The 8,060-nt window shown below is 64.5% G+C and carries 8 protein-coding genes and 1 pseudogene; 2 read left to right on the top strand and 7 right to left on the bottom strand.

Features of this window, described 5'->3' with window-relative positions; genetic code table 11:
* The 4 genes from FVF75_RS12255 to FVF75_RS12240 all read right to left on the bottom strand — a co-directional run.
* On the bottom strand, nt 1-490 hold a 490-nt coding region (locus FVF75_RS12255), incomplete at its 3' end, for an IS1595 family transposase (RefSeq protein ID WP_148378275.1).
* A 12-nt stretch (nt 491-502) separates the two neighbouring features.
* Nucleotides 503-760 carry a hypothetical protein gene (locus FVF75_RS12250; protein ID WP_148378272.1) on the bottom strand — a complete coding sequence of 86 codons (258 nt, stop codon included), beginning with the start codon at nt 758-760 and terminating at the stop codon, nt 503-505.
* A gap of 61 nt (nt 761-821) precedes the next feature.
* Nucleotides 822-2,726, bottom strand: a complete 1,905-nt coding sequence (locus FVF75_RS12245; RefSeq protein ID WP_246138079.1) for a heavy metal translocating P-type ATPase — start codon at nt 2,724-2,726, stop codon at nt 822-824.
* A 72-nt stretch (nt 2,727-2,798) separates the two neighbouring features.
* On the bottom strand, nt 2,799-3,029 hold the full coding sequence (locus FVF75_RS12240) for a heavy-metal-associated domain-containing protein (protein WP_148378268.1): 231 nt from the start codon (nt 3,027-3,029) through the stop codon (nt 2,799-2,801).
* Between the two features lie 96 nt (nt 3,030-3,125).
* Between FVF75_RS12240 and FVF75_RS12235 the strand changes: the two genes are divergently transcribed.
* Nucleotides 3,126-3,962, top strand: a complete 837-nt coding sequence (locus FVF75_RS12235) for a LysR family transcriptional regulator (protein WP_246138078.1) — start codon at nt 3,126-3,128, stop codon at nt 3,960-3,962.
* Between the two features lie 561 nt (nt 3,963-4,523).
* Entirely contained in the window at nt 4,524-6,422 is a 1,899-nt protein-coding gene (locus tag FVF75_RS12230; protein ID WP_148378277.1) for a heavy metal translocating P-type ATPase, read from the top strand.
* Nucleotides 6,423-6,608: 186 nt separating this feature from the next.
* On the opposite strand, the pseudogene FVF75_RS12225 reads toward FVF75_RS12230, so the two are convergent.
* The 3 genes and pseudogenes from FVF75_RS12225 to FVF75_RS17870 form a co-directional block, all read right to left on the bottom strand.
* Nucleotides 6,609-7,214 (bottom strand): annotated as a pseudogene (locus tag FVF75_RS12225) (IS256 family transposase); the annotation flags it as partial.
* Between the two features lie 195 nt (nt 7,215-7,409).
* Nucleotides 7,410-7,745, bottom strand: a complete 336-nt coding sequence (locus FVF75_RS17875; protein ID WP_281289620.1) for a transposase — start codon at nt 7,743-7,745, stop codon at nt 7,410-7,412.
* Between the two features lie 75 nt (nt 7,746-7,820).
* Complete coding sequence (locus tag FVF75_RS17870) at nt 7,821-7,985, bottom strand: transposase (RefSeq protein WP_148377953.1); 165 nt, start codon at nt 7,983-7,985, stop codon at nt 7,821-7,823.
* Nucleotides 7,986-8,060 lie beyond the last annotated feature (75 nt).

The raw sequence follows: 8,060 nt of genomic DNA, 5'->3' as shown, positions 1-8,060 counted from the left end.
TGTTGATCCGGTGATGGCGTTTGAAGCCCGCCTCGACGAGGCCGTCATAGCTTCGGAAGCCGTCGGTGACGAGTTCGGCCGACAACTCCACATGGCCCTCGACAATGGCCAGAAGCGTTGCTTTCGAACAGTTTTTCACGATCTGGCAATGCACCCGCCCGCCGCGCTCGAGGATGCCGAAGACCGGCACCTTGCCCCTGACGCCACGCCCCTTGCCAAGCCCCGGCCGGCCGCGCTGACGGGTCGGTCCGAAATAGCTCTCGTCGAGTTCGACCTGGCCGCGAAAGGGGCAGCCCTCCTGCGCCAGCTCGGCCATGCGCGCCCGCAAGAGGCTGTAGATCGCCGCCGCCGTCTTGTGGTTCAGACCGGTCAGGGCCGCCGCGCGATCGGCCGTGATATCGAGCGCAAAAAAGGCGCAGAAGATCGCGGAACTTCCGCTCCGAAATTCCCCCCCGAAACAGATAGCGGTTTTTCTGAGCCATAAGAGCACCTTAACATGCTCTCAGAAACACTCAGCTGGAATAGATCCCACCACCAAGACGGAGGCGGTTACAGCGGGCATCCGCAATCTGACGACCAGCTTGAATGAGTAAGGCGGTCGGCCCGCTGCCTGCCCGAACATCGTGCCTGCGGCGACGGTCGCGCTGACGCAGCGCCGATCATTCAACCGGACCGGCGATACCGTCTGGTTGTGGCCGATCTCGTCGGTGTTGAACTTATGGTGGATGCTGAACATCGTGTTGACCAGTGCTGCGGTCATATCTGGGCACAAGAACGCGCGCCCTTGAGGCGCGGGTTCAGTGCTTTCGCTGTCCTGTCCGTTATGGAGCGACGCGCTCGCCTCTCACAACCGCCACTCTGGCCCTGGCCGCCTTGGGCACACGCAAGAGGCGCATGCCGTTGAGGATGACGACCAGCACCGACAACTGGTGAACCAGCATCCCGCCGGCCATGTGGATCGTGCCGGTATAGACGCCGATCAGCAGGCCGATGACGGTCAGAACCGCGATGACGAGGTTCTGGCGCATGTTGGTCAGCGTGGCGCGCGAGATTTCCATCGCCTCGGCGATCTTGCCCAGATCGTCGGTCATCAGCGCGATATCCGCCGTTTCGATGGCGATGTCGCTGCCGCTGGCGCCCATCGCGATGCTGATGTCGGCCGCCGCCAGGGCGGGCGCGTCGTTGATGCCGTCGCCGACCATCGCCACGCGCAGACCCTCGGCGCGCATGGCCCGGATGCGGTCCAACTTGTCGTCGGGCATCATGCCCGCATGCACCTCGTCCACGCCGACCGCCTTGGCAATCGCCTCGGCTGCCGGACGCTGGTCGCCGGTCAGCATCACCACGCGGCGCACCCCAAGGGCGTGCAGCCGGTCGATCATCGACCTGGCACTGGCGCGCGCCATGTCTGCGAGCCCCAGCAGGCCCACGACTTCGCCATTGCGCGCAACGATCACCACCGTGTGGCCCAGCCCGTGCAGGCGGGCAATGCCGTCTTTCGCCTCGGCGGAAAAACCGATCCCGAGGTGGTCGAACAGACGGTGGCTGCCGACGGCGATCTCATAGCCGTCATGGCGGGCAATCAGGCCCATTCCGGCAATCTCCTCAAGAGACTCGGCGGTGGGCAGATGGCCCTGCGCCTGCGCCGCCTCGATGATCGGGCGCCCCAGCGGGTGGTTCGACCCGGTCTCGGCAATCGCCGCCCAGAGCAGCACGTCATCCTTGCTTTGCCCCGCCAGTGCCACGACCTCGGCCAGACGCGGTTGGCCCTCGGTCAGCGTTCCGGTCTTGTCGAACGCCAGCGCGGTGATGCGCCCGGCGTTCTCAAGATGCTCGCCGCCCTTGATCAGGATACCGGCGCGGGCCGCGCGCCCGATCCCGGCCACGACCGAAACCGGCGTCGAGATGACCAGCGCGCCGGGGCAACTGACCACCAGCAGCGTCAACGCGAGTTCAACGTTGCGCGTAACGATGTAGCTGACGATCGCCATCACGAACACGCCCGGCGTATACCAACGCCCGAAACTCTCGATCATCCGCTGCGCCGGGGCCTTGGCCTCCTGCGCCTTTTCAACGCGGGTGATGATCCGCGCCAGCGTGGTGTCGGCACCAACGCCGGTGGCGCGCAGATGCAGCAGGCCGTTTTCGGCCAGCGTTCCGGCAAAGACACGCGAACCGGGGGATTTCTCGGCCGGGATCGGCTCGCCGGTGATGGAGGCCTCGTTGACCGCAGCGGTGCCTTCGATCACCTCACCGTCGACCGGCAGGCGCTCTCCGGCCTTGACCAGAACGGTTTCGCCAAGCTGCACCTCATGCGCGGCGACCTCGATGGTCCGGCCATCCCGCAGCACCGTCGCGGTGACAGGCGCCGCGTCGATCAGCGCCTTGAGCGCGCCACGCGTGCGGCTCATCGTGCGGGTTTCCAGCCAGGCGCCCAGCATGAACAGGAAGGTGACAGCGGCGGATTCCCAGTGGTTGTTGATGAACAGCGCACCGATTGCCGCCACGATGACCAGCAATTCGATGCTGAGTATGCGCAAGCGCAACGAAGCCCAGGCCCGCAGGGCAATGTCATACCCGGCGAGCACTGCGGCAATCGTCATCAACGGCGCCCAGGGGGCGGCCAGCCCGAACCCATACCAGGCGACCAGCGCAATGGTGATGAACACCCCACTGGCAATCGTCAGCCATTTGCGCCGGCTGGCCGGGTGTCTGTAAATATCCATGATTGCGGAAAACATGTGCTCTCTCCTTTCAGCGCAAACCCCACCGCTTGCGGCGGTGGGGTGGGGGGGTGGTCAGAACGCTGAGGGTTTGGCGGCGTAGCCGGTCTTGGCGATGGAGTTGACCAGGGCGTCCACATCGGTCAGCGCCGCGTCATGCTCGACCTCGATCCGCCCGCTGGCGAATTTCACCTCGGCCTTTTCCACGCCGGGCAGGGCCAGCAGCGCCTTTTCGATCTTCGGCACGCAGGAGGGGCAGGAAAGCTCGTCGCTGCGAAGGGTGGTGCGGATGGTTGTGTTGCTCATGGCTTGAACCTTTCATGTGATCTCTGTTGCGTCTGAACAAGATATGGCTGCACAATGAGCGCACAGGGAGTGGCAAAAACGGAAAGGTTGCCTTGCATGAATGCACAGCTTTCGAATTGGGACGATTTGCGGGTGTTTCTGGCCGTGGCGCGGGCAGGCAGCCTGTCGGGGGCGGCGCGCAGCCTGGGCGTCAACCATTCCACGGTGTTCCGCCGGATCGCCGGGTTCGAGGAAACGCTAGGGGTGCGACTGTTCGATCGCCTGCCGACCGGCTATGCGCTGACCCCGGCGGGCGAGGAAACGCTGCGCATCGTCGAGTCCATCGAGGCCGATGTCGCCACCCTTGACCGCACCGTGACCGGGCAGGATCTGCGGCTGAGCGGCATCGTGCGGATCACGGCGACCGACATGCTCGCCTTCTGGCTGCTGCCGGATCATCTTGGACGGTTCCGTGCCGCCTATCCGGGGATCGAGGTGGAAATCGTGGTCGGCAACCAGGCGCTCAACCTGTCGCGCCGTGAAACCGACATCGCCCTGCGGATCGGCAACACCCCGCCCGAGACGCTGGTGGGGAGGCAGGTCGGGCGGCTGGAGTTCGCGGTCTACGGCGGGCAGGACTACTGCGCCGCGCATCCCGGCACCGATCTGGCGCAGCATGACTGGATCGGCTTTGACAGCGCCCACGCGCCGCTGACCCGCCAACTTGAAAAACTGCTGCCCGGCAAGCGCCCGGCGGTGCGCTCGAATTCGGTGGCCTGCGCGGTCCGCCTAGGCCACCGCGGGCCTTGGCCTCGCGGTGCTTCCCTGTGCCATCGCCGACCGGAAACCCGGCCTGATACGTGTCGGCGAGTTGCCCGTCCCCTTCGGTCTGGATCTCTGGCTGCTGACCCACGAAGACCTGCGCCACACCGCCCGTATCCGTGCCGTACTTGAATTCCTGACACCGGCTCTGGCCGAAAGCTTGACGGTAAGAACATCTCGGGAAAGGAAATGACGGGGCGTTGACACCTTTTCTGGCGGATGATTTCTTCGCATGGCCGGTATCCGATCGTTAATGCTTTACGATGCTCGGCTGGCAGAAATGTGAAAGTTGCATCGCGGCTTGTCCGTCACAAGTCGATGTCCGCTTTGGGGTGAAGGTCGGCGTCGGACCATCAGGGCCGTTGGCGGTTTCCTGCGCTGGGTTTAGGAAGGCGTGTTTACCAACGAAAGTTCATTCACGTCTCTACAGTGTTTCTGTGCCGCGCTGTCCCGCTCACAAAATCCCTAAGGATTAAAAACCCACGTGCCGGTGACCCGATTTCATCCGGTGCACCACTCCCCCGTCCTGAACGCGATTCCCCGCAGCCGCCGGCCTCCCGGAACCATTCGACGCACCTTCTCAAGCGACTATCTGCTGGCATCGAGGTAAAGGGACGTGATAGCCGACGCCGAAGACTTTGGTCCGCCACCGGGGAAGATGATGTGCGAAAGCTGCTCGCTGCAGATCGGTCGATGCTGCTGACAGCGCTGACCGTCCTCGGGATGCTCCTGGCCACTCTCGCGTTCTGGCCGTTGCGGGGAAGCGCCGCCGGGCTTTCGTTTCTTGTCGGTCTCGTGCTCGTGTATCTATTTGGGGGATTGCCAGCAGCGTGGCGGGCGATCGTCACCCTGTGGGAAGATCGCGTTCTGGACATCGATCTGCTGATGGTCGTGGCGGCAGTTGCGGCGGCGGCCGTGGGGGCACCTTTCGAGGGTGCGGTGCTGCTTACACTTTTCAGCGTCTCGACAACATTGGAGCAGCGCGCACTTGGGCGCGCGCGGCATGCCATCGAGGCCCTAATGGCGCTGCGTCCCGAAACCGCGTTGCGAAAAGCGCCCGACGGCACCGTCACGGAAATTCCGGTCGCGGACCTGAAGGTGGACGACATCTTCGTGTTGCGGCCGGGCGCACGGGTGCCCACGGACGCGATGATCGTCAAGGGCCGCGGCGCGCTCGATGAGGCGAACATCACCGGCGAGTCCATGTCCGTCACCAAGCAGAAGGGTGCTTTGATCTTTGAGGCGACGGTCAACCTCGACGGGGTGCTGGAAGCAGCCGTCACCAGGACGATCGAGGAAAGCACCGTCGCACGAATGATCGCCCTGGTGACCGAGGCGCAGGCCGCAAAGGCCCCGTCCGAACGCTTCAGCGAGTGGTTCGGGCAGCGATACACGATCGCGGTCCTGATCGGTGCTGTCGTCGCCTTCGCCGCCTTCAACTGGCTTGGGCGCGACTGGCACGAGGCGCTCTATCGGGCCGCGATCCTGCTGGTCGCGGCCAGCCCCTGCGCTATCGTGATCTCGGTGCCCGCCGCGCTCCTGTCCGCGCTTTCGGCTGCCGCGCGAGGGGGCGTGCTGTTCAAGGGCGGGGCCGCGCTCGAAACGCTCGCGGCGGTCGATACGTTTGCGTTTGACAAGACAGGGACGCTGACGACCGGCAAGGCCTCTGTCTCTACCGTGGTCGCCCTTGACGGCAATGAGCAGGAATTCCTGTCCCTGCTGGCCGGGCTCGAGGCCCATTCAGAACATCACAGTGGCGCGGCCATCCGGCAAGAGGCGGCCGACCTGGGCATCCAGCCCGTAAACGTCACGAACGTGATCACCCAGCCGGGCGAAGGGATCGTCGGTGATGCGGACGGTGGCAAGCTTTGGGCGGGTAATCCGCGCATGGCGGCGCGCATGGGGGCCGAGATCGAGCATCCGGCCCTAAGCGCGCTGGCCGGCGAGGCGCAGACGGTCATCTACTTCGGTCAGGATACCAGCGTACTCGGAGCCGTCACCCTCGCCGATCAAGCCCGCGCGAGCTCCCGGCCCGCACTTGCGGCACTTCGAGACAGCGGCGTCACGAAGATCCTCATGCTGACCGGCGATCGCGCGCCGGTCGCCCTGCGGATCGGAAACGAACTCGGGTTCCACCCCGACGAAATCCACGCCGACATGCTGCCTGAAGACAAGGTCCGCATGGTCGGCGAGCTTGCCGCCAAGGGCAAGGTCGCGTTCGTCGGGGACGGCGTCAACGACGCGGCCGCGCTGGCCCGCGCCGATGTGGGGATCGCGATGGGCGCGGCGGGATCGGAGGTCGCGCTTCAGGCCGCCGACGTTGCACTCCTGTCGGAAGACATGGGGCAGCTTGCAGAGGCGCATCGGCTGGCGCGCAGGACCGCGACGATCATCCGGCAGAACCTGGTCTTTGCAATGGGCGCGATGGCGGTTTTGGTCATCGGCGGGCTGTTCTTCGATCTGCCCTTGCCACTGGCTGTGATCGGCCACGAAGGGGGCACGGTTCTGGTCGTTCTCAATGGTTTGCGCTTGCTCCGGACACCCCGGCGGCGTGGCGCAACGCGGGAAATGGCCACAACGCCCGCGATTTGAGGCCGGAGCCGACCCAGCTGGCAGAAATTATCCTGTCGAGAGATGCAAGGCGCCTGGTCTGAATCGTCACAGGCAGGGAACGCGCTTTGCAACAGGCCGATCCGTGACTGGATGTATTAATGAACGTGGCTTGTTGGGTAGCGTCCGTTAAGCTTGTGTAGTTTCCTGGATGGCCTGAGGGCATGATCAGGCGGCTTTCGTTGTGATGCTGAGAAAAGGGTCGATCTCCTCGGTGTCGATCCTGGCGAGGGCCTCGACCAAAATGTAGGGGCTCGAGGTCTGTCATTCGTCGTTCTGCTCGAACAGCACGGCGCCGATCAGGCGCATGATGGAGGCTTCGTTGGGGACGATCCCGACGACATCGGCGCGGCGCTTCACTTCCTTGTTCAAGCGTTCTATCGGGTTGGTGCTGTGCAGCTTGGTGCGATGCTGGCGGGGGAAGGACATGTAGGCGAGCACTTCGTGTTCGCTGGCGTCCATCAGGTCGGCCAGCTTGGGTCAGCGTGGGCGGAGCTGCTCTGAGACCTTGCGCCAGCTCTCGCCGGCATGGGCGCGGTCGGGCTCCTCGAACGCCTGCCGGATCGCGGCGGCGACGACGATGTGCTGGCCGCGTGAGACATGGGCCAGCGCATTGCGCATCCAGTGAACGCGGCAGTGCTGCCAGGTTGCCTCGAAGACCCGGACGATGGCGGCCTTGAGCCCTGTGTGCGCGTCGATGATGACCAGCCTGACCCCGCCGAGGCCACGGGCGCGCAGCGAGCGCAGGAACTCGGTCCAGAAGGTCTCAGCCTCCTAGGTCGTGGACTCATAATGTCTGATCCATAGTCTCGTTGAAGCGCGGTGAAGGGCCGCGAGGAAGTTCGTGGCGGTCTTGAAGTATCGGTTGGCGATGCCCCGGAAGTGCTTGAGCCGGTTGAAGAACCGCTCGACGCGGTTGCGTTCCTGGTAGCGGTCGCGATCTACGGTTCGGACGCGGCGCACGTTGGATTAGCTGGGGATATGGGCGGTTGCGCCCGACGCTTCGATGGCGGCGATCACGGCCCGACCGAAGTAGCCCCGGTCCCCGACCATATCGCCGGTGAGCCCGAGGGGACCGCCCAGTTCCGGCGCGGTGGTCTTGTCGGAGGCCTGCCCTAAGGTGAGCAGAAGTCGGACCGGCAGGCCGCGGCGGTCCACGACCGCATGGATCTTGGTCGTCAGCCCTCCCCGAGACAGGCCGATGGCGTGATCCGCGCCCCCTTTTTTCAACCGGCGGCGTGTTGGTGGGCGCGCACGATGGAACTGTCGATCAAGTGTAAGGAATGCGAGAATTTTCTCCGCCAAAGCCTCGAAAATGCGCAGCCAGACCCCGGCCTTCGCCCACCTGTTGTATCGGTTGTAGACGGTGGTTCCGGGACCTTAGCGTTGCGGCAGGTCGCGCCAGGGGGCGCCGGTTCGCAGAATATAGAAGATGCCCGAGATCACTCGCCGGTCATCCACACGCGCCACGCCGCGCGGCTTGTTGGGGAGAAGCGGCGCGATCACCGCCCACGCCATATCGCTCAGATCATGCCTGCCCGTCATGCTCACCTCCGGTTTCCAAAAAGTGAATCACGACAACGATCCAAAGGGAATTCCTTTTGTGGGTTCAAGACCTAG

This window comes from Maritimibacter fusiformis (assembly GCF_008086115.1).
GTDB lineage: Bacteria > Pseudomonadota > Alphaproteobacteria > Rhodobacterales > Rhodobacteraceae > Muriiphilus > Muriiphilus fusiformis.
This window is presented reverse-complemented; position numbering and strand designations above follow the sequence as displayed.